Origin of the sequence: Aeromonas rivuli, from assembly GCF_000820045.1 — a bacterium.
Taxonomy (GTDB): Bacteria; Pseudomonadota; Gammaproteobacteria; order Enterobacterales; family Aeromonadaceae; genus Aeromonas; species Aeromonas rivuli.
In genome coordinates, this window is record NZ_CDBJ01000001.1 from 52,855 (window position 1) to 73,060 (window position 20,206).

15 protein-coding genes and 1 pseudogene are annotated in these 20,206 nt (G+C 54.9%); all 16 read left to right on the forward strand.

What is annotated here, in order from left to right:
• The 16 genes and pseudogenes from fcl to BN1130_RS00290 all read left to right on the forward strand — a co-directional run bounded on the left by fcl (position 1) and on the right by BN1130_RS00290 (position 20,042).
• On the forward strand, positions 1 to 981 hold the full coding sequence (gene fcl, locus BN1130_RS00220) for a GDP-L-fucose synthase (RefSeq protein WP_042039529.1): 981 nt from the start codon (positions 1 to 3) through the stop codon (positions 979 to 981).
• On the forward strand, positions 965 to 1,447 hold the full coding sequence (locus BN1130_RS00225; RefSeq protein ID WP_042039531.1) for a GDP-mannose mannosyl hydrolase: 483 nt from the start codon (positions 965 to 967) through the stop codon (positions 1,445 to 1,447). Before fcl ends, BN1130_RS00225 begins: the two co-directional genes overlap by 17 nt.
• Positions 1,448 to 1,451: 4 nt before the next feature.
• The gene (locus BN1130_RS00230; protein WP_042039532.1) at positions 1,452 to 2,858 is read left to right on the forward strand and encodes a mannose-1-phosphate guanylyltransferase/mannose-6-phosphate isomerase; all 1,407 of its coding nucleotides are present in this window, start codon (positions 1,452 to 1,454) and stop codon (positions 2,856 to 2,858) included.
• A complete protein-coding gene (locus BN1130_RS21430) occupies positions 2,858 to 3,601 on the forward strand; it encodes a glycosyltransferase family 2 protein (RefSeq protein WP_084218080.1) in 744 nt (247 codons plus the stop codon). Before BN1130_RS00230 ends, BN1130_RS21430 begins: the two co-directional genes overlap by 1 nt.
• 20 nt (positions 3,602 to 3,621) lie before the next feature.
• Positions 3,622 to 5,037, forward strand: a complete 1,416-nt coding sequence (locus tag BN1130_RS21435) for a phosphomannomutase (protein ID WP_084218081.1) — start codon at positions 3,622 to 3,624, stop codon at positions 5,035 to 5,037.
• 116 nt (positions 5,038 to 5,153) lie between these two features.
• Positions 5,154 to 6,070: pseudogene (locus BN1130_RS00240) on the forward strand (IS5 family transposase).
• 205 nt (positions 6,071 to 6,275) lie between these two features.
• Complete coding sequence (wecA, locus tag BN1130_RS00245) at positions 6,276 to 7,328, forward strand: UDP-N-acetylglucosamine--undecaprenyl-phosphate N-acetylglucosaminephosphotransferase (RefSeq protein ID WP_157013826.1); 1,053 nt, start codon at positions 6,276 to 6,278, stop codon at positions 7,326 to 7,328.
• Complete coding sequence (gene rfbD / locus BN1130_RS00250; protein WP_042039535.1) at positions 7,315 to 8,238, forward strand: dTDP-4-dehydrorhamnose reductase; 924 nt, start codon at positions 7,315 to 7,317, stop codon at positions 8,236 to 8,238. The genes wecA and rfbD overlap by 14 nt, the downstream gene beginning before the upstream one ends.
• A gap of 4 nt (positions 8,239 to 8,242) precedes the next feature.
• Positions 8,243 to 9,178 (forward strand): glucose-1-phosphate thymidylyltransferase RfbA, encoded by a 936-nt coding sequence (gene rfbA, locus BN1130_RS00255; RefSeq protein ID WP_042039536.1) that lies wholly within the window; start codon positions 8,243 to 8,245, stop codon positions 9,176 to 9,178.
• A 9-nt stretch (positions 9,179 to 9,187) separates the two neighbouring features.
• A complete protein-coding gene (gene rfbC, locus BN1130_RS00260) occupies positions 9,188 to 9,724 on the forward strand; it encodes a dTDP-4-dehydrorhamnose 3,5-epimerase (RefSeq protein ID WP_042039537.1) in 537 nt (178 codons plus the stop codon).
• 77 nt (positions 9,725 to 9,801) lie between these two features.
• Complete coding sequence (locus tag BN1130_RS00265; protein WP_442316535.1) at positions 9,802 to 10,971, forward strand: nucleotide sugar dehydrogenase; 1,170 nt, start codon at positions 9,802 to 9,804, stop codon at positions 10,969 to 10,971.
• Positions 10,972 to 11,044: 73 nt separating this feature from the next.
• Positions 11,045 to 12,055, forward strand: coding sequence for an NAD-dependent epimerase (locus tag BN1130_RS00270; RefSeq protein WP_042039539.1), 1,011 nt, complete (start codon positions 11,045 to 11,047; stop codon positions 12,053 to 12,055).
• Between the two features lie 160 nt (positions 12,056 to 12,215).
• The gene (locus BN1130_RS00275; protein ID WP_042039540.1) at positions 12,216 to 13,223 is read left to right on the forward strand and encodes an LPS O-antigen chain length determinant protein WzzB; all 1,008 of its coding nucleotides are present in this window, start codon (positions 12,216 to 12,218) and stop codon (positions 13,221 to 13,223) included.
• A 100-nt stretch (positions 13,224 to 13,323) separates the two neighbouring features.
• Positions 13,324 to 15,057: a PglL family O-oligosaccharyltransferase gene (locus tag BN1130_RS00280; protein WP_042039541.1), complete on the forward strand. Its 1,734-nt coding sequence runs from the start codon at positions 13,324 to 13,326 to the stop codon at positions 15,055 to 15,057.
• Positions 15,058 to 15,225: 168 nt separating this feature from the next.
• The gene (locus BN1130_RS00285; RefSeq protein WP_042039543.1) at positions 15,226 to 15,909 is read left to right on the forward strand and encodes a YceH family protein; all 684 of its coding nucleotides are present in this window, start codon (positions 15,226 to 15,228) and stop codon (positions 15,907 to 15,909) included.
• 284 nt (positions 15,910 to 16,193) lie between these two features.
• A complete protein-coding gene (locus BN1130_RS00290; protein ID WP_042039545.1) occupies positions 16,194 to 20,042 on the forward strand; it encodes a DEAD/DEAH box helicase in 3,849 nt (1,282 codons plus the stop codon).
• The last annotated feature ends 164 nt before the right edge of the window (positions 20,043 to 20,206 follow it).

Consider the following 20,206-nt stretch of genomic DNA (forward strand, 5'->3'; position numbering starts at 1 on the left):
ATGACCGTAAAGGACACCACTAACAAACGGGTGTTTGTGGCGGGTCATCGGGGGATGGTCGGGTCGGCCATCTGCCGTCAGTTGCTCCTTCGTGGCGATGTGGAGCTTGTTGTGCGCTCCCGCCGCGAGCTGGATCTGACTCGCCAGGAGGCAGTTGAACGTTTCTTTGCAGAGGAAGCGATCGACGAGGTCTATTTGGCTGCGGCCAAGGTGGGCGGGATCCATGCCAATAATACGTATCCCGCCGAGTTTATTTATGAAAACTTGGTCATGGAGTGCAACATCATTAATGCCGCACATCAGGCGGGTGTGCAGAAGTTATTATTTTTGGGTTCTTCCTGTATATATCCCAAGCTGGCCGAGCAGCCAATGACAGAGGCTGCGCTGCTGACGGGGACTCTGGAAGCCACAAACGAGCCTTATGCCATCGCCAAGATCGCGGGTATCAAGTTGTGTGAATCGTATAACCGCCAATATGGTCGCGATTATCGCAGCGTAATGCCCACAAATCTGTATGGCGAGAATGACAATTTCCATCCTGAAAACTCCCATGTGATCCCGGCTCTGTTGCGCCGCTTCCATGAAGCCAAGCTGGGTGGTGATAGTGAAGTGGTGGTGTGGGGAAGTGGTACGCCGATGCGTGAGTTCTTGCATGTAGATGATATGGCGGCCGCCAGCATTCATGTGATGGAACTGGCGAACGAGGTATATCAGGCCAATACCCAGCCGATGCTCTCCCATATCAATGTGGGGACTGGGGTCGATTGTACGATCCGGGAGTTGGCAGAGACCATGGCCAAGGTGGTGGGATTTGCTGGCGAGGTGGTATTCGATGTCACTAAGCCTGATGGTACCCCGCGCAAACTGATGGATGTAAGCCGCTTGGCTAACCTGGGTTGGCATTATACGCATTCGTTGGAAGCAGGCTTGACCCTGACTTATCAATGGTTCCTGGAGCACCAAGATGAGTTTCGCAAATAGCCCTAATCACTGGTTAGATAAGGCGCAATTTAAACAGATAGTGGCGGTGACGCCACTTATCTCGATTGATTTGATTGTACGCAACGAGCTTGGACAGGTACTGCTTGGGCGCCGCTTGAACCGCCCGGCGCAAGGCTTCTGGTTTGTTCCTGGTGGTCGGGTGCGTAAAGACGAACGCTTAAATGACGCTTTCTGGCGTTTAACCGAGGAAGAGTTAGGGGTCGCGGCTAGCCGTGGCAGTGCCCGGTTCCTTGGTCCCTATGAACACTTTTATGACGATAACTTCTCGGGCGAAGAATTTTCAACCCATTACGTGGTGTTGGGGTATGAAGTTACGTGGCAAGGACGGCAAGAAGCATTGCCAGTAAGCCAGCATGACCAATATCGCTGGTATAGCGTCAATGAGTTGCTGCAAGACCCGAGTGTGCATCAGCACACCAAAGATTATTTTTTAGAAAGGACGTAATGCCATGTTATTGCCAGTTGTAATGGCCGGGGGCTCGGGTACTCGCTTGTGGCCCTTGTCGCGGGCCCTGTTCCCCAAGCAGTTTTTATCGCTCACCAGTTCGGCCACCATGCTGCAAGAGACCTTGCAGCGTCTCACCCCTCTGGCCCATCAGCCGGCGTTTATCATCTGCAATCAGGAGCACCGTTTTATCGTGGCCGAGCAGTTGCGCAAGGCCACACTGGCACACGGTGGCATTGCCTTAGAGCCGGTTGGGCGAAATACCGCCCCTGCTGTGGCTATTGCTGCACTGCATGCTCGCGCCAATGGTAATGACCCCTTACTGTTGGTGTTGGCCGCCGATCATGTGATTGCGCAGCCAGCGGCATTTTGCCTAGCGGTGCAAGCGGCCATGCCACTGGCCGAGCAGGGCAAACTGGTGACCTTTGGCATTGTGCCCACAGCGGCAGAGACCGGGTATGGCTATATCCAGCAAGGGGATGTCGCCGGTCAGGGGGCAAGCACGGTTGCAGCCTTTGTCGAAAAACCCAACCTTGAACTGGCGCAGCAATATGTGGCAGATGGTCGCTATTTGTGGAATAGCGGCATGTTTTTATTCAAGGCGTCGGTCTATTTGCACGAGCTTGCCCAGCATTGCCCGCAGATGCTTGAGCAGTGTCAGCTGGCATTGCAGTTAGCGCAGGACGATCTCGATTTTATCCGGCTTGATCCGGATGCCTTTGCCGCCTGCCCGGATGATTCCATTGACTATGCCGTCATGGAAAAAACTGCCAATGCGGTAGTGATGCCACTAGATGCCAGGTGGAGCGATGTGGGCTCTTGGTCTGCCTTGTGGGAAGTGAGTGAGAAAGATGCTCAGGGTAATGTGTTGCAAGGCGATGTATTAACCGAGCAGACCCATAACAGCTTTATTTATGCCCAGCATCGTTTAACCGCCACAGTGGGGCTCAATGATGTGGTTGTGGTAGAAACCAAAGATGCTGTGTTGGTTGCCCATAAAGATCGGGTGCAAGATATTAAAGGGATTGTTAACCAATTAAAGGCGGCTAATCGCCCAGAGCAGTTGCAGCACCGTGAAGTATTTCGCCCTTGGGGTAGCCACGATGCTATTGCTGATGGACAGCGTTATCATGTTAAGCAGGTGATGGTGAAACCCGGCCAAAAAACAGCAGTGCAAATTCATTATCATCGCGCCGAACATTGGGTGATTGTCTCAGGTACGGCACGAGTGACTCGTGGTGATGATACCTATATCGTGTCGGAGAATGAATCAACCTATATTCCTGTCGGTGTTGCCCATGCCATTGAAAACCCTGGGAAAATACCCTTGGAGATGATTGAGGTGAGAACCGGTGTCTATCTTGCGGAAGATGATATTGTACGAGTACCATCGACTGGGGTGGGTTATTGATGAAGGTTAGTATTATTACCGCAACTTATAATAGTGCGGCGACTATTCGCGATACTTTAGCGTCACTGGAATGCCAAACCTACCCGGATATAGAATATATTATTGTTGACGGTGCTTCACAGGATAATACACTTGAAGTCATTTTGGAACAATGTAGCAGAGTTAGCAAAATAATATCTGAACCCGATCGTGGAATTTATGATGCGCTTAATAAAGGCATTGCGATTGCTACCGGAAATATTATTGGTTTCCTGCATTCAGATGATATTTTTGCCTCATCAGACTCAGTGGAAAAACTAGTGTCAATCTTCTCTTCGGGTGATCATAATGCAGTTTATGCTGATCTTGATTATGTGGAGAAAAATAATACAAATAAAGTTGTTCGGCATTGGGTTAGCGGCTATTTTAGACCAGTTAAATTACAGTTTGGGTGGATGCCTGCACACCCTACATTCTATATGACTAAAGCCATGTATGAAAAGTTGGGTAATTTTAGTTTGGAATATCCTATAGCTTCTGATTATGACTCTATATTACGTTATTTTAGTAGTGGAGATTTAAAAGCAGTATACCTGCCACAAGTGCTTATAAAAATGCGGGTAGGTGGAGCTAGTAATAATACACTTCTAAATATCAAGAGAAAGATAAAGGAAGAGGTGGTTATTATGCGTCGTAATGGTGTATTTTTCCCATTGGCGTTATTTATGAAGCGATTAACAAAAATACATCAGTATTTTAACTAAATTTATCGAGCTGCTAATCTATGATTACTAAACAAGTTATTGCCAATAGTAATGTTGCCTTTGGTACCAGTGGTGCTCGCGGTCTTGTGGTGGATTTTACACCCGAAGTGTGCGCAGCCTTTACCCATGCTTTTGTTGCTGTACTGCGTAATGAGTTTGATGTTAACCAATTAGCTCTGGCAATTGATAATCGCCCAAGTAGTTATGCCATGGCGAAAGCCTGTGCAGTTGCTTTGCAGCAGGTAGGTATTGAACCTATTTACTACGGAATAATCCCGACCCCTGCGCTAGCTTATCAGGCGATGCAGGGTAATATGCCGTGTATAATGGTCACTGGTAGCCACATTCCGTTTGATCGTAATGGTTTGAAATTCTATCGCCCAGATGGGGAAATAACTAAAACCGACGAACAAAAAATTTTGGCATCAGAAGTATATTTTTCTGCATTGCCAGCACTCCCTGAGTTAGTGGCTAATCTACAGGCGGGTAAGGAATATTGTTCACGTTATCGCTCCTTATTTTCGGCTGATTTTTTAGCAGGAAAACGGATAGGTGTTTATGAACACTCCAGTGCAGGCCGTGATCTCTATGCTCCGCTATTTGAGTCCTTGGGGGCTGAAGTAATCCGCATCGAGCGTAGCGATCAATTTGTGCCTATCGATACGGAAGCTGTCGGTGAGGATGATAAAGCTAGAGCTCGTCGATGGTCTGCCGAGTATCAACTCGATGCTATTTTTTCGACTGATGGTGATGGTGATCGGCCACTCGTTGCTGATGAGTTCGGTGAATGGTTGCGTGGTGATATTCTGGGGCTGTTGTGTGCCTATGCTCTGCATATTGAGGCGCTGGCTATACCTGTGAGCAGTAATACAGTGATTGCAAGTTGTGGGTATTTTAATAAAATAAAACTGACTAAAATAGGCTCACCTTATGTAATAGCTGAATTTTCTGAACTTGCTAAGAATTATCGATGTATAGCTGGTTTTGAAGCCAATGGTGGTTTTTTGTTAGGGAGTAATATCGAGATCAATGGTCAGCCTTTAGCTGCGTTACCCACTCGTGATGCGGTGTTGCCTTTCTTGATGCTGTTTGTAGCAGCAGGCAAGGGGGCAATTTCTTCCTTGGTGGCAACACTGCCAGCGCGGTATACTCATTCTGATCGTATCAAAAATTTTTCCAGCGAACGTAGCCAGAGTATTTTGACTCAAGCATCTGCCGATCCCCAAGTATTGCTCTTGCGACTTGGTTTCTCTGATCAGTATGTGATCAATATGGATACCACCGATGGTCTACGCCTTACTTTGAGTGATGGTTGCATTATTCATCTACGTCCTTCTGGGAACGCACCAGAATTGCGTTGTTATGCCGAAGCCAGTGATATAGAGCATGCCCAGCAGTTGGTCTTTACTGTGCTGGAGCAGTTGCAGACGGTATGATTTTAAAAACATTGTTAGTGTTTTAATGGGCGTTGTTTCCCAAATCGATGCAGTTTGAATGGAACTAACTGAAGGCGTGGTGATCTGATCACCACCATCCTCTTCAAGTCTGCATCATGGGCAAGTCGCTTCACCCCATCACCAACTGGCCTCAATACAACAAGTCTCTGATTTCTCGTGGCTCTCTCACCTTCTGGGTTGATGCAGACGCCATGGACAACTGGTTCCACCACGACCATCACGGGCGACGGGGACGTAGCCAGCTCTACACTGACCAGACCATCGCTACCTTCTTGATGCTCAAGGGGATTTTCAGCCCCTCCCTGCGAGCCACCCAAGGGCTATTTGACTCTCTGTTTGAGTTGATGAATGTGCCGCTGTGCGCCCCGATTACAGCGGTGTCAGCAAGCGGGCCCGTACGGTGAAGGTGGCCTATCGGCCCCCATCTAAAGGGACGATTACCGACCTGGTTATCGACTCAACTGGCCTGAAGGTGTTTGGCAAAGGCGAGTGGAAAGTCAGGAAACACGGCGCTGAGAAATGGCGAGTCTGGCGCAAGTTACATCTGGCGGTTGACCCGGCGACCCACGATATCGTGGCGGCAGAAGTGTCGCTGGAAAACGTTCATGACGCTGAGGTACTGCCGACGCTGCTCAATCCACTGCGACGAAAGCTGGGCACCATTTATGCGGATGGTGCCTATGACAGCAAAGCCAGCCATCAGCTGATAGCGCGCAAAAGGGCGGCATCTTGTATCCCGCCTCGCAAGAATGCGGGGTTATGGGAAAAGGAACATCCGAGAAATGAGGCGGTGCTGGTGATACGCAAGGAAGGGTTGGCGTACTGGAAGAAGAAATCGGGGTATCACTGTCGCTCGTTGGCAGAGACGGCGATGTGCCGGTTCAAACAGCTGATGGTGGGAAAAATCAGTCTGCGAAACTACAACGGCCAGGTGGGGGAAGTGATGGCGTATGTGAGTGCGATAAACAAACTGAACACCCTTGGTCTGCCTGTCAGAAAGCCCCAAGTGTAACGGTCACTTGGGGCTGGGGAAGCTACGTTCTTACGGCTGATTTGGGAAACAACGCCTCCACAGTATGCAAAAATAGTATGGAAAGGAAGGGAATAGTCAGCTTATGACCAAGCAAGATACCTAACGATTTTTTTAAAATATTCGAAGCCCATATTTTTATAGGGCTCAAACATATAATTATAATTTTATACTTATGGAGTTTTGGATGGAGTATATTTTATTCTTTCTTGTTTCTTTTGTTATTCTTTTCTTTTTTAGAAAATTAGCAAAAAATATAAATCTGGTTGACCGTCCGAATGAACGAAAACTACATCAGGGGCTTGTTCCTTTGGTGGGGGGGATTTCAATTTATTTCACTCTGATGCTGGTGCTTTGGTTTAAACCAGAGTTGCTTATTAATTCGGATGTATATGTGCTTTGTGCCTCAGTTTTGGTGATGATGGGTGCCATTGATGATAAGTATGACGTTGATTATCGTGTCAGGTTAGTGGTACAAATTCTTATCTCTTGTGCAATGATTTTTGCGGCTGGACTTTCGTTAAAAAGTCTTGGTTATATTCTATTTAGTTATGAGATAAATCTGGGACCTCTTGGTTATATTTTTACTATTTTTGCTGTTCTTGGTGCTATTAATGCGTTTAATATGGTCGATGGTATCGATGGGTTATTGGGTGGGTTGACGATGGTCACCTTTGGTGCGCTATCTTATATCCACTACGCTGATGGGCAACTGCCGTTAGCCCGCTTCTGTATATTGATAATGATCGTAGTGATCCCTTATATCTGCCTGAATTTAGGTTTCCCTTTTGGGGGGAGAAAAAAGGTTTTTATGGGGGATGCGGGCAGCATGCTGATCGGTTTTACCGTCATTTGGGTATTGTTGCAGGGAACTCAAGGGCCCAAGGCACAAATGAATCCTGTTACTGCGCTTTGGCTTATTGCCATCCCGCTGATGGATATGACTTGCATTATGGTTCGACGTATACGTAAAGGTGCCTCACCATTTAAGCCTGATCGCGAACATTTACATCATATCTGCTTGCGGGCCGGGCTCTCATCCCATCAGGCGTTGGTGGTTATCTGCGGTGTTGCGACATTGCTGGCTGTCGTGGGTATTGCCCTTGAATATGGTGGTGTGCCTGAGTGGATTAGTTTGTTGCTTTTTGTTCTGGTGTTTTTCCTCTATTACCAGTTGCTAAATAATATCTGGCGTATTCTGGCAAAGCTAAGGCCAAAAATTACCAATGAGTCTCGTTGAATTACTTTCACCTTTTATTTTCCAATCGTCACCCTTGGTATTGTTGGGAGGTAATGGTCAGCTCGGATGGGCAATACGCCAACGATTAGAATCTGTTCCATCGTTAGCACCTTTGCGGACGGAGGCCGATTATTTGCAACCTGAACGGTTGGTTGCTTTGGTGGCGCGACTACGACCACGAGTGATCATCAACGCCGCCGCCTATACTCTGGTCGATCAAGCGGAAACTGAACCAGAGCTGGCCTATCAAATCAATGCGCAGGCGGTGGCGGCATTGGCTGAAGCCGCCAGGCGGGTCGGTGCTCTATTGGTGCACTTTTCCACAGACTATGTCTTCGATGGCAATGGTAGAAAGCCTTGGCGAGAAGAGGATAAACCTGCCCCCCTTAATGTTTATGGATTGAGCAAGTTGCAAGGAGAGCAAGCCATATTAGCAAGCGGTTGCGAACATCTGATATTCAGAACTAGCTGGTTACATAGTCCATATAGGCAGAATTTTTTAAAAACCATGTTACATCTTGGGCAAGAAAAAAAGTCTCTTTCTGTCGTAAGTGATCAGATTGGGGCACCTACCTCTGCTGTTATGCTGGGCGCAGTTACTTTACGGGCGATCGAGCAGACTTTGGTTAATCCAGCACTATGTGGGCTCTACCATGTAACGGCGACAGGAGAGACCAGCTGGTACGACTATGCTCGCTTCACCTTTGATGAGGCTAAGGAGTTGGGATATGAATTCACATTGAACGAACTAAAACCGGTACAGAGCCAAAATTATCCCACCACAGCGAGCAGGCCGCTTAACTCTCGCCTTGATACGACCAAGTTTTGTTCAACCTTCGACGTCGCGTTACCAGATTGGCGGGACGGAGTGAAGGAAACACTTTGGCAGCTCACCAAGGGAATAAGTTAATTCAATGGTTTTGACCTCTTCATCGACCGAACAGCGTAAAGGCATTATACTGGCCGGCGGTTCGGCCACCCGGCTCTATCCTGCGACCCTGGTCATCAGCAAGCAGCTGTTGCCCGTCTATGACAAGCCGATGATCTATTACTCCCTCTCTACCCTGATGCTGGCCGGGATCCGCGACATTTTGATCATCAGTACGCCGCTGGATCTGCCCCGCTTCGAGTTGTTGCTGGGGGATGGCCAACAGTGGGGCATGCATTTCAGCTATGCCGTGCAGGAAGCACCCAAGGGATTGGCGCAAGCACTGCTCATCGGTGAACCTTTCCTGGCAGGCAGCCCCTGTTGTCTTATTCTGGGGGACAATATTTTCTATGGTGCTGACCTACCCCGCCAGTTGCAACAGGCCAACGCCAAGAGTCAGGGCGCCACCCTGTTTGCCTATCATGTGCAGGATCCGGAGCGCTATGGAGTGCTCGGCTTCGATGAGGCGGGGCGAGTGCAGACGCTTATTGAAAAACCCGTGCAGCCGCCGAGCCACTATGCCGTTACCGGTATCTATTTCTACGACGGTCAGGCCAGCGCCAAGGCACGTTGCTTGCAACCTTCTGCCCGGGGGGAGCTGGAGATAACCGATCTCAATCTGAGTTATCTCGATGATAAGGCTCTGGATGTTTGCCTGATGGGGCGGGGCTCTGCCTGGCTAGACACTGGTACTCATGACAGTTTGCAGGAGGCCAGCAGTTTTATTCAAACCTTGGAGAAGCGGCAGGGGCTCAAGGTGGCGGCGCCGGAGGAGATAGCCTGGCGCCAGGGCTGGATCTGTGACAAGCAGCTTGCCAGCTTGGCGGAGCCTCTGCTCAAGAGTGGTTATGGTGAATACCTGCTACAACTGCTGTCCCCTCCTTTATCCCGCCCGGGTCAGTCACCCGCTGAGTTTTTCTAAAGGCAGATGATGAAGTATCAATCCCTTGCCATGCCAGAAGTCAAACTGCTTATCCCTGCTCGTCACAGGGACGAACGGGGCTATTTTATGGAGACCCTGCGCCAGGATGAGTTTGAGCGCCACTGTGGCCGCTATTCCCTGGTGCAGGATAATCACAGCCACTCCAAGCAGGGCACCCTGCGTGGGCTCCACTGCCAAATGGATAAACCGCAGGGTAAATTGGTCAGGGTGGTCAGCGGGGCCATCTTCGACGTGGCAGTCGATGTGCGCCGGGGCTCAGCTTCATATGGGCAGTGGGTCGGCCAGATCCTGTCCGATGAAAACGACCACCAGATGTGGATCCCCCCCGGCTTTGCTCATGGTTTCTATGTATTGAGCGAGGGTGCCGATGTCCTCTATCGATGCAGTGATTACTATTCTCCGGCGGGAGAGTGTGGTTTTCGTTGGGACTCTCCGGTACTGGCTATTAACTGGCCTATTTTGACTGGTATCCCGCTGCTCTTGTCTGACAAGGATGCTGATGCACCTCTCTTCCCGCCATTCTGAGTTAGGGTCGACTCGCAATTTTGTGGCACAATTACTGATTCAAAATAAGAACCTTAATTTAATCAATAAGGTAACCCATGGTGAAAATTGCCGTAGCGGGAACTGGCTATGTCGGCCTGTCCAATGCCGTGCTGCTTGCCCAGCACAACGAAGTGGTCGCCCTCGATCTGGTGGCGGAAAAAGTTGAGTTGATCAATCAGGGCAAGTCTCCTATCGCCGATACCGAGCTGGAGCATTATCTTGCTCATGAGTCGCTCAATTTGACGGCTACTCTGGACAAGCATCACGCCTATCAAGGGGCTGATTTTGTCATCATAGCGACCCCGACTGACTATGATGCGGACACCCACTACTTCAATACCCGCTCGGTCGAGGCGGTGATCCGGGATGTGATGGCCATCAATCCGACGGCGGTGATGGTGATCAAATCGACCGTTCCCGTGGGTTATACCAAGGCGCTCAAAGAAGAGCTTGGTTGCGATAACCTGATGTTTTCACCCGAGTTCTTGCGAGAGGGGCGGGCACTTCATGACAACCTGCATCCCTCGCGCATCATAGTGGGTGAGCGCTCCGAGCGGGCAGAGCGGTTCGCTGCCCTGCTGCAAGGCGGCGCCGTCAAGCAGGATGTCCCGGTGCTGTTGACGGACAGCACTGAGGCGGAGGCAATCAAGCTGTTTGCCAATACCTATCTCGCCATGAGGGTGGCCTACTTCAACGAGCTGGACACCTATGCCCAGGCCCATGGTCTGGACAGTCGTCAGATCATCGAAGGGGTGGGGCTGGATCCACGGATCGGCACTCACTACAACAACCCCTCCTTTGGTTATGGCGGCTACTGCTTGCCCAAGGATACCAAGCAGCTGCTGGCCAACTACGACGATGTACCGAACAACTTGGTGCGGGCCATCGTCGATGCCAACACCACCCGCAAGGACTTCATTGCCGACTCCATCATCCGGCGTCGCCCCAAAGTGGTGGGTGTCTATCGCTTGATCATGAAATCGGGATCCGATAATTTCCGCGCCTCTGCCATTCAAGGGGTGATGAAGCGGATCAAGGCAAAAGGGATCGAGGTGGTGGTGTTTGAGCCTGCCCTCAAGGAGCAGAGCTTCTTCAACTCCCGGGTCATCACCGATCTGGCAGAGTTCAAGCAGATATCCGATGTGATACTCTCCAATCGCATGGCAAGCGAGCTGAGCGATGTCGCAGACAAGGTCTATACCCGGGACCTGTTTGGTAGCGACTAAATAGAGAACAATTATTGAGGCCCTGTCTGCACCCTCGGATGGGGCTTATCCCAAGGCTATTGAAGGTGTTCCCATGAAGTATCTGGTCACAGGCGCCGCTGGTTTTATCGGCTTTCATCTGGTGCAGCGGCTCTGCGCTGACGGCCATGAGGTGATCGGTATCGACAACCTCAATGACTACTACGAAGTGAGCCTTAAGGAGGCTCGCCTCGCGCAGTTGGCCCCTTTGCCTGGCTTTCGATTCATCCGGCTGGACTTGGCCGATCGTACCGGCATGGCTCAGCTGTTTGCCGATGGGGGCTTCGAGCGGGTGGTTCATCTGGCCGCCCAGGCGGGCGTGCGCTACTCCCTCGATAACCCCTTTGCCTACGCCGACAGCAACCTGGTGGGCCACCTGACCGTGCTGGAAGGGTGTCGCCATCATGGTATCGGCCATCTGATCTACGCCTCGTCCAGCTCGGTCTATGGCCTTAACGACCAGATGCCGTTCGCCACCACGGATGGTGTGGATCACCCCATTTCGCTCTATGCGGCCAGCAAGAAGGCCAACGAGCTGATGGCGCACAGTTACTCCCATCTCTATGGTATTCCCACCACTGGCCTGCGTTTCTTTACCGTCTATGGCCCCTGGGGTCGACCCGACATGGCGCTGTTCAAGTTCACCAAGGCTATCCTGGCGGGCGAGCCCATCGATGTGTATAACCAGGGCCAGCTGTCCCGGGACTTTACCTATGTGGATGATATCGTCGAGGGGATAATACGGGTGGCGGACCATGTGCCGACTGCCAACCCTGAGTGGACCGCCAGCCAAGGTGCGAGGGATGAGAGCTCGGCCCCCTATCGCCTGTTCAACATAGGTAATGGCAGCCCGGTACGACTGCTCGATTTTATCGAGGCGTTGGAGCAGGCCATCGGCAAACCGACCATCAAGAATATGATGGCGATGCAGCCCGGTGATGTGCATGCCACCTGGGCCGATACTCGGGGCCTGTTCGATGCCGTTGGCTATCAACCACAGATGACGGTGGCAACAGGTGTCAAAACCTTTATCGACTGGTATCGTGACTACTATCAGCAAGCTTGATCCCGGCAGAACCGCTGCAACCCTTGCCGTATCGATTAGCCAATCCAATTTCCAATAAGAGAAATGTGACAGCATGAGCAATCAAGATCCTACCTTGCCTACCCAGCAAACTGCGTTACCGCCAGGTTGGTCTCAAAACCGACCCAGTGATGAGATTGATTTGAGAGAGCTTATCGTGATGCTCTGGCGCAGCAAGTTACTGATCCTCGGCATCGCGGCCCTGTTTGCGGCTGGTGGTATCGCCTATGCGCTGACTGCGCCGCAAGTCTGGGTCAGCCAGGCCGAGGTCAAGCGGCCGACTCTCAAGGAGATAGAGTCCCTCGAGCTCAACATCAATCAGTTGATGAACGCCCAGGTACCTGCGACCGCCTTCACCGCCTTCGACAAGAAGGCGCTTTACAGTGACTTCGTCAATAGTTTCAATAGCTTCAATAACAAACGCCAATTCTTGATTGAGAAGGGCTATCTCGACGCAGAGGCGGCTCAATCTGAAGTCACCGAGGAGAAGGGCAAGCGCCTGCTGCTCAAGAAGATGGCCGAAGGGATAGACGCCAAGGCCCCGGACAAGCTGAGTGAAGATGTCATTATCTCCTTTGCCGCGGACACGGCCGAGCAGGCCAAGCAGCGTCTGGAGCAATATATCGCCTTTATCCAGCAACAGGAGTCTGCGGTAAAGGGCAAGGAGCTGGATACCATCTGGCAGAACCGGCTCAAGACGCTGAACACTCAGTATGAGAGTGCCAGGGCCGATACCCTCAAGCAGTTGCAAGACGATATCCTTCGCACCCAATACAGCTTGCGCATCAGCCGTGCTGCCGGGATCGATGTTCCTGTTGAGAATCTCAATGCCCGTGATGGCTTCGCCATCGAATGGGGTTCCCGTGCCCTGGCAGAGAAGCTCAAGGTGTTAAAGGAGATCAATAACCCCGATATTCTGAACCCGGCCCTGAGCGATCTGCGCCTGAAATTGAGCAGCCTCCAGGCCATCAAGCCCGAAGAGCTGCCGTTCCAGTCGTTCGCTTATCTGGCCTCGCCCAGCGAGCCCTTGTCCCGGGACAAGCCCAAGCGCCCCTTGATTGTGGTATTGGCCACCTTGCTGGGTGGCATGCTGGGGGTTGGCATAGTGCTGGTGCGTTATGCCTTCCGTGAACAAGGCAGCGCCAAGTAACGCCATATCGGCATGATGAAAGAGGGCTTAGGCCCTCTTTTTTATTTTTTGAGACAAAGGGTTATGCTGGGTGGATAGACAATCTCAGGATGCTGGCCAGATGCTGGAAAAAGGATTTTTTGGACTCTTCGCACTCTATCTGTTGTTGGGCATGCATTTCTTCATGCACAACCCCGGCGGTGCAGGGCTCTACCTGCCGTTCAATGCCTGGGGCTGGGTGTTTGCCAGCCTGGCCATTGGGCTGGGGCTCTGGCAGGTCACACTGCGTCAGCGGCTAGTCTGGTCATCCTTGCAGGGCTGGCTCTGGGTGGGGGCTCTCCTGCTGCTGCTACCCATGGCCTATCCCGGTTTTGAGCTAAAGGACTATGCCATTCCCCGCTTGTTGGGGCTCTTTGCCGGCCTGTTGTTTCTATTTTGCCTCTATCAGTGGGCGCTGGATGCAGATAGGCGTGAGCAGTTGCTTTATCTGGTATTGGCCGCGGTAGGGATTGAGGCTGTTCTCGGGTTGATAGAGTATTACCTGCTGGTGCCGGGTAACTGGCTCGGTTATGACACCCGAGCCAATCGCCCCTATGGCATCTTCCAGCAGGCCAATGTGATGGCAAGCTTCATGGCCACCGGCCTGGTACTGGCCGTCTGGCTGGAGGGAGAGGGGCGGCTGAAGAGGCGCTGGCTTCAAGGGCTACGCTATGGCCTTATGGTGGCGTGCCCCTTGTTGCTGGTCGTGCTGCAATCCCGGGTGGGCCAGCTCGGCGCCCTGCTGGGGTTGGGGCTCTTGCTGCCCATGCTCAAGAGTCGCAAGCAGCTGACTCGGGTATTGCTGCTGGTCTCGCTCGGCATCTTGCTGGGATTGCTATCCCAATACCTGATTGCCGGGGCCAAACGGGGGCTGGAGGTCTATCAGTCCGGCGGCATGAGATCCATCTACTGGCCTTATGCCATCAAGCTCATCATGCAGTCGCCCTGGAGTGGCTGGGGCTATGGCAGCTTTGAGTCGGTGTTCTTGCATCACTACATGGCCGACAAGGCGCTGCAGCCAAACATGGTGCAAATTGAGTACAACCTGGATCATCCCCACAACGAGTTTCTCTACTGGGCGGTGGAGGGGGGCATAGCCCCCATGCTGGGCATGTTGCTGATGGGGGTTGCACTGCTGTGGCGCTTGAGTCAGGCAAGATGGCGCCAGGGGTTGGCGTTGTTGGCCCTGGTGACCCCGCTCTTGCTGCACAGCCAGACCGAGTATCCCTTCTACCACTCTATCGCCCACTGGTGGGTCTTTTTGTTGCTCATCTTCGTGCTCGACAGTGAGGTGGAGGAGCAAGTCGCAGAGCCCGATTGGCGTGAGCATGTCTACCGTCCCTGGTTGCTGTTGCGTTTTCTGGCCATCGGCATCCCCCTGCTGGTGGTACCTTTCATGCTCACCGCCATTCACACCGCCTGGGTGGTGACCAAGTATGAGCGGGGCGGCTACAAGCAACCCACCTTGTTGCTGGATGTCGTCAATCCCCTCGCCTGGCTGACTCGGGTCGAATTCGATGTCAACTCGGTGCGCCTGCTGGTGGGCTTGCAGAGCAACAATCTGCAGGAGCTGGCGGCTTACCTCGCATGGGGACAAGAGTTTGTGCGCCATACCCCCCGCGTCAACATCTACGCCAACATGGTCATAGCCCTCAATGCCCTGGGGCGAGAGGAGGAGGCCAAGGCTCTGCGCCAGCAGGCATTGCTGCTCTACCCGGCGGATCCGCTGCTGAGCGGCAAATCCACCTCTGTGGCCACCGCGTTGGAGAAGCGCCCCGCAGTCTCTGCCAGCTCCACGGCAACGCAGGCTCACTGATGCGGCGCGGCTAGCCAGCCAGTGATGGCGCCTGGTCGACAAGACTGCTGTTTGTTTCACCAAGGCCATGGCGTTATCGCAAAATCAGGGCGCCATGCTGGACGGGGGGCTCCCGCGGGATAAGATAAGGCACTGAATGCAATATCTTGTTTATAAAGGGAGTCTGCAATGGAGTTGGTATTAGGCCCATTAGAAGCCCGGGTGATCGGCTGCCTCATCGAGAAAGAGATCAGCACGCCGGATCAATACCCACTGTCCCTCAATGCCCTGGTCAATGCCTGTAACCAGAAGAGCAACAGAGATCCGGTGCTGGAGCTCGAAGAGCTGCAGATCCGCGCCGTGGTTGACGAGCTGATCCGCAAGCGACTGGTGGTCAATACTGCCGGATTCAACGCCCGGGTGCCGCGTTATCAGCACAGGTTCTGCAATACCGAGTTTGGCGATCTCAAATTCGATGCCCAGGCGCTGGGGATCGTCTGCGAGCTGCTGCTGCGTGGCCCGCAGACGCCGGGGGAGCTGCGATCGCGTACCAACAGGCTATGCCAGTTCGAGGATGTGACCCAGGTCGATGCCGTGTTGCATGAGCTGATGGAGCAGGGCCCCTATGTGGTCAAGCTGGCCCGTGAACCAGGCAAGCGCGAATCCCGCTTTGCCCACCTGTTCAGTGGCGAGGTGAGCGGGGTCGCGAGTGACGAGGTGAGTGCCTACTCAGGACGCGAGCCTGGCGGCAGCGGGGCGAACGGCTCCAACGCAGCCCTCGCTGAGCGCGTCGAAACCCTGGAGGAGGAAATCAGCGAGTTGCGTGGCCAGGTCGCCGCCCTGAGTGCGCGTCTGGATGAGTTGACCTCTTAATCGTCCCTTACTCTCTGATGCACCAGGGCGCCGCCATCAAGAGGCGGCCAGCCCTGGTGCATTGTCTGTCGGCCCTGGCCGCGCCCTACTGCCCTTATCTTCACAGGCTCCGTCCTGATCCCTTCATCATCCCCACAGGCTTGCTATCTGGCTGCGCAGTCGCCTCTCAGGATGAGCGGGCATTTTGTGGCAAGCCATTTAATTTGCGTTATTTCATGGTTAAGGGTCGAGCCGAAGGCGCTTTCCCGGTAAAATTCCGCTTTTGCTCCTTCGCGTGAGTCTTGATGTCTGCACCAACCTTGTCTCCAGATTGTTATGCCTTGCTCGGCGAGCTGCAGTTGCAGCGTGCCGTGAGTACCCGCTATCTGCAAGAACAGCTGCCGCTGGGCCAGGTATTGATCGACAAGTTGACGCAACTGCACGACGAGGGACTGATCCGGTTGCGGGGCGAACAGCTCTGGAGCCTGAGTGCCGAGGGAACACTGGCGCTCATTCTGGGTGTTCGCCAGGGACGCTGTCCCATGCCTGACTGGTCGCGGGTGCCTAGCCTGACCGGCCAGGATCCCGTCCAGGCCCTGGTGCGATCCCTCTGCCTGGGGGCTGACGGCGAGCCGCCAGCCTATCTCAATGGTGCCGATCTGCTGGCCCTGCTCGATGTGCCCGAGTCCCACGCCCTGCTCTCAGGATCCAGCCCCCAGTGGCAGCGCATCCTGCTCGAGCACTTCGCCCTGCAGGCGAGTCTGGACTGCCCCCCTGGCCCCTGGCCCCTGGCCGAGGCGACTGTGGTTGCCGAGTTGCAGCCCTGCTACCAGCAACTGGCCGCCCAATGGCACTGGTTGTGTGATGACGCGGATGCTGACTTTGCGGCGTTACAAGATAGTGTCCCCGATCACCCCAATGGCTGGCCCGAGCTGATGACCCTGGCGGAGCGAGGGGGGAGTGCCCCCCTGGTGGAGGCGCTGCTGAGTGCCCTCAATGGGTGGCAGGCACGTCATGGCAAGGGCCAGTATCCGCACAACTTCATGATGCTGCTCTGGCTTGGCTGGTTGCAGCAGGCGGACCCCGAACTTGCCAGCAGTCAGCGCAAGTTGTGGCAGCGCAGCCTGGGTCAGCAGCAACCCTTGCTGCAGGATCTGATCGCCCAATGGGCGGGGGATCGCCACGGTCAGGCGGTGGGGCTGTTTGATACCCTGCAACTGCCCGCCGACGAACTGCACTGGGGCTACCTCTGGCTCGACCTCTGTGCCCTGGCCCGCCACGGTGGCCAGAGCCCGCAAGTCGCCATCTTGCACAAGTGGGATCTGGACGCACTGCTCGGGGTGGCGCCTCGCCATCGTCTGATGGGGTTCTGTCAGGATCTGCTGCGGCAATTGCTCGGCCAGGCGGCCAGGCAAGGTCCCCTCGATCGCCTGAACGCTGACCTGAACGGGCAGGGGGATGAGGATGACGACGATGACAAGGGCGCCGCATCGGCCAGCTGGCTCAACTGGCTGCAGGGGCTGGGGCGCGCCAGCGGGGGGCGTAAAAACAAGGAACAGCTGGTCTGGCTGCTGCACGCAGAAGGGCCCGAGCTCGAATGCAAGATCCAGAAACAGAGCACCAAGGGGGAGTGGACCGCCGGTCGCCGGGTCGATCCTGGTCTGCTCTCCACGCAATATGCGGCCCTGCTCGATGAGGAGGATTGGGCGCTGGTGCGGCTGCTGCCGCGCAACATGAGCCGCTTGCCGGATGAACTCTGGCCCGTGCTCGCCCAGCATCCCCGTCTGCTCAACGCCAAGGGGCAGAAGCTGCAGCTTGCCCTGAGTGCCCCCTTGCTGCAGATAGTGGCAGAGGACGCCGGCATGCGCGGCGTATTGAGCCCGGCTCAGGCCAGCAAGGGAGCGCACATAGTGCCGCTGGCCCAGGATCTGTGGCAGTTGATGCTGACGCCGCCTGGCCTGCAGCCCTTGCTGCCCGCTCTGGCGTCGATCCCGCCCCTGCCGGGGGAGGGGCTCGCCGCCCTGCAACAGACACTCAACGCCATTCCTGGATTGCCCTGGCACAGCGAGGTGGCTGGGCTCCAAGGCAATGTCGAGCTCAAGTCCTGGCCTGGGTTGGCGTCGGTCCAGCTCGACTGGCAGGATGGCCAGCTTGCGGTCAGGCTGGTCACTCAGCTTGACGATATGCCCGCCTTGCCCCTGGGCAAGGGGGAGGCCGTGGTGCGCCAGGGGATGAAAGAGTCACTCTACTGGTTGCGAGATCTGGCGGAAGAGAAGCGCGAGGCCCAGAGCCTGCGCAATCAGCTGCCCATCGACTTGCCCGGCACCGAATGGCTGTTGCAGGGGGAGCAGGCACTCTCTCTGGTCAATGCTTTGCCCGAGCTGGTGGAGCAGCAGATACGCATTCACTGGCATCAGGACAGCGCCCGCCTCAAGAGCCTGGATGAAGCGGCCCTGAGCCTGCGTATCGAGCGGCGCCAGGATTGGTTCCAGGTTGAGGGCAGCCTCAGTCTGGATGAACACGAAATCCTGGATCTGCGCCTCATTTTGCGCCAGTTGACCCCGGGCCAGCGAACCGTCCAGCTCGACGAGCAGACCAGTCTGGTGCTGAGTGACAAGCTGGTGGAGCGGCTCACCATGCTGGGGGCCATGCTCGACGAAGAGCAGAGGGTCAACACCCGGCTCGCCTATCCACTGACCCGCCTGCTCTCGGTGATCAGCACGCAAGGGGACAGCGCCTGGCAGGAGTTGCAGGCGGAGTGGCAACAGGAGGTTGACTGTCCGGCTGAGCTGCTCACCCCGCTGCGGGACTACCAGAAAGATGGGGTGCGCTGGCTCGCGACCCTGGCCCATCACGGCTTTGGCGCCTGCCTCGCCGATGACATGGGGCTGGGCAAGACGCTGCAGGCGCTGATCGTGCTGCGTATGCGCCAGCACCTGGGCCCAGCCCTGGTGGTGGTGCCCAAGTCAGTGGTCACCAACTGGCAAGAGGAGGTGGCGCGCTTCGCCCCCGAGCTGGAAGTGGTGACCTTCGAGCCAGGCATGGACAGGGAGGCGCAGATCGCCGAGGCCAAGCCGGGTCAGCTGGTGTTGGTCAACTACGGCATGCTGGGCGGACTGGCGTCGGCGCTCAAGGGGCGCCGCTGGGCAAGCATGGTGCTGGACGAAGCCCAACAGATCAAGAATGCCGGTACCCAGCGCGCCAAGTTGCTGTTCCAGCTCGATGGCGATTTTCGTCTGGCCCTGTCGGGCACGCCGATCGAGAACCATCTGGGGGAGTTGTGGAGTCTGTTTACCTTCATCAACCCGGGTCTGCTCGGCAGCCTGGGCGAGTTCAAGCGTCGCTTTGGCAAGGCGGTGAAGGATCCGGAACACATGGCGCTGCTGCGGGCCGTGATCAGCCCCTTCATCCTGCGTCGCCTCAAGCAGCAGGTATTGACCGAGTTGCCGGACAAGACGGAGATAGTGCACCACATCAGTCTGTCGGCCGAGGAGCGTCAGCTCTATGAGGCGACCAGGCGCGAGGTGGTGCAGCAGGTGCAAAGCGCCGATGGCCGCGCCCTGATGCATGTGCTGAGCGGCCTGACTCGGCTGCGGCGGCTCTGCTGTTCGCCCTCCCTCATCATGCCGGAGTGGGCCCATAGCAACAGCAAGCTGGACGAAGCCATGGCCCTGCTTGGGGAGGCCATCGACAACGGTCACAGGGTGCTGGTGTTCAGCCAGTTCGTCGATCTGCTGAGCCTGCTGCGCGAGCGTATCGGCAAGCGGGGCTGGGATTACTGCTATCTGGATGGTGGCTGCTCCGCCAAGTCGCGCCAGGAGTCCATCCTGAGATTTCGCAACGAGCCGGTACCGCTGTTTTTGATCAGCCTGAAGGCCGGAGGGACGGGTCTCAACTTGACCCAGGCCGATACCGTGTTGCACCTGGATCCCTGGTGGAACCCGGCGGTGGAGGATCAGGCCAGTGACCGCGCCCACCGTATGGGTCAGACCCAGCCGGTGACCGTCTATCGCCTGGTGTGCGAACAGACGGTGGAGGAGAAGATAGTGGCCCTGCACGATGAGAAGCGCGCCCTGGCCGATGGCCTGCTCAGCGGCCAGTCCGAGGTAAGAGGGCTGGACGTGGAGAGTCTGCGTGCCCTGTTGATGGGCTGATACTCGCCTCCTTTCCTGCCGATCACGCCCCTTCTCCCAAAGAGAAGGGGCGTTTTTATTCCCCTTGTTGCCTGCCGCCTGCGGTCAGTGCCTGTCTGCGGGCAGCCCACCGACTGCGCAACAGCTCTCTTCTTGCCCCTGTCACCGAACCGCACAACCTGCTG

Bases quoted from the DNA above. Each gene is read 5' to 3' on its own strand.
- rfbD (WP_042039535.1), top strand. From the start codon at position 7,315: ATGAGTCTCGTTGAATTACTTTCACCTTTTATTTTCCAATCGTCACCC.
- rfbA (WP_042039536.1), top strand. From the start codon at position 8,243: ATGGTTTTGACCTCTTCATCGACCGAACAGCGTAAAGGCATTATACTG.
- BN1130_RS21435 (WP_084218081.1), top strand. From the start codon at position 3,622: ATGATTACTAAACAAGTTATTGCCAATAGTAATGTTGCCTTTGGTACC.
- rfbC (WP_042039537.1), top strand. From the start codon at position 9,188: ATGAAGTATCAATCCCTTGCCATGCCAGAAGTCAAACTGCTTATCCCT.
- fcl (WP_042039529.1), top strand. From the start codon at position 1: ATGACCGTAAAGGACACCACTAACAAACGGGTGTTTGTGGCGGGTCAT.
- BN1130_RS00230 (WP_042039532.1), top strand. From the start codon at position 1,452: ATGTTATTGCCAGTTGTAATGGCCGGGGGCTCGGGTACTCGCTTGTGG.
- BN1130_RS00265 (WP_442316535.1), top strand. From the start codon at position 9,802: ATGGTGAAAATTGCCGTAGCGGGAACTGGCTATGTCGGCCTGTCCAAT.
- BN1130_RS00280 (WP_042039541.1), top strand. From the start codon at position 13,324: ATGCTGGAAAAAGGATTTTTTGGACTCTTCGCACTCTATCTGTTGTTG.
- BN1130_RS00290 (WP_042039545.1), top strand. From the start codon at position 16,194: ATGTCTGCACCAACCTTGTCTCCAGATTGTTATGCCTTGCTCGGCGAG.
- BN1130_RS00270 (WP_042039539.1), top strand. From the start codon at position 11,045: ATGAAGTATCTGGTCACAGGCGCCGCTGGTTTTATCGGCTTTCATCTG.
- BN1130_RS21430 (WP_084218080.1), top strand. From the start codon at position 2,858: ATGAAGGTTAGTATTATTACCGCAACTTATAATAGTGCGGCGACTATT.
- BN1130_RS00285 (WP_042039543.1), top strand. From the start codon at position 15,226: ATGGAGTTGGTATTAGGCCCATTAGAAGCCCGGGTGATCGGCTGCCTC.
- wecA (WP_157013826.1), top strand. From the start codon at position 6,276: ATGGAGTATATTTTATTCTTTCTTGTTTCTTTTGTTATTCTTTTCTTT.
- BN1130_RS00225 (WP_042039531.1), top strand. From the start codon at position 965: ATGAGTTTCGCAAATAGCCCTAATCACTGGTTAGATAAGGCGCAATTT.